The 860-nt window shown below is 75.3% G+C and carries 1 protein-coding gene; it reads right to left on the bottom strand.

Annotation, left to right across the window (positions count from 1 at the left end; translation table 11 throughout):
- Positions 1–60: 60 nt before the first annotated feature.
- Positions 61–860 (bottom strand): hypothetical protein (locus FNQ90_RS25240; RefSeq protein WP_182608434.1); only part of this gene is annotated, 800 nt, incomplete at its 5' end.

Raw genomic sequence — 860 nt, 5'->3', positions numbered from 1 at the left:
GACCCCACCGGGCGGTGACGACCGGGGCGTGGTGGGGGTGCCCGGGTGAAATCCCGTCGATCAGGCCGCCGGGGTGACCGGCGGTCGCGGGGTGTGGTCGGGCGGTGTGTCGGCCGGACCGGCGGCACCGCCGGCCGGTGCGGGCGGCGGGACCGGCACGGGATCCGGTGCGGGATCCGGCGCGGTGCCGGGAACGGGCGCCCCATCGGCGGCCGGGCCGCCGCCGAGCAGGGCCGCGCGCAGCCGTCCCAGACCGACCAACACGTACCCCGTGACCACCACGGCCACGGTGAACGCCGCCACGGTGGTGAGGAAGCCCTCCTCGTTCGGGTTCAGGAAGTCGTGGTAGGACTCCACGCCGGCGCCCACCATGAAGCCCAGGTAGGCGAGCAGCGGCAGCGTCCAGGCCAGCGGGTACCACCAGCGGGCCCGCCCCTGCGTCCGACCCACCAGCAGCCAGTCCGCCAGCACCACGGCGGGCGTGAGCAGGTGGGCGAAGAGCGAGGAGGTCGTCGTATAACCGTCCTCCCAGCCGCCCATGAGGGTGTGCCAGACCACCGCCACCAGCAGCAGCGCCACCGTCGCCGCGCCGCGCACCCACGCCGACGGCGGCTCCGGCGCCCGGTCGGCCCGGGTGAACGGCCTTACGGCCAGCCACAGGAAGACCAGCCCCACGGTGAGGCTCGCCAGGTGGCTCAGGTCCTCCAGCGAGGTCAGGAAACCCAGTCGGGCCGCGGCGTCGCCCCATCCGATGAGGCCGAAGGCGGCGATCAGCAGTCGCCAGCCGGAGACGGCGAACAGCGCAGCCCCACCCGTGCCCGACGTCCCGTTCGGGGCCGGCTCCGGACCCCCCGTCGCAC

The sequence above is a fragment of the Streptomyces alkaliphilus genome, assembly GCF_014141535.1.
Taxonomy (GTDB): domain Bacteria; phylum Actinomycetota; class Actinomycetes; order Streptomycetales; family Streptomycetaceae; genus Streptomyces; species Streptomyces alkaliphilus.
The sequence above is the reverse complement of the archived record's forward strand: the minus strand, read 5'-3'. Positions and strand labels throughout refer to the sequence as shown.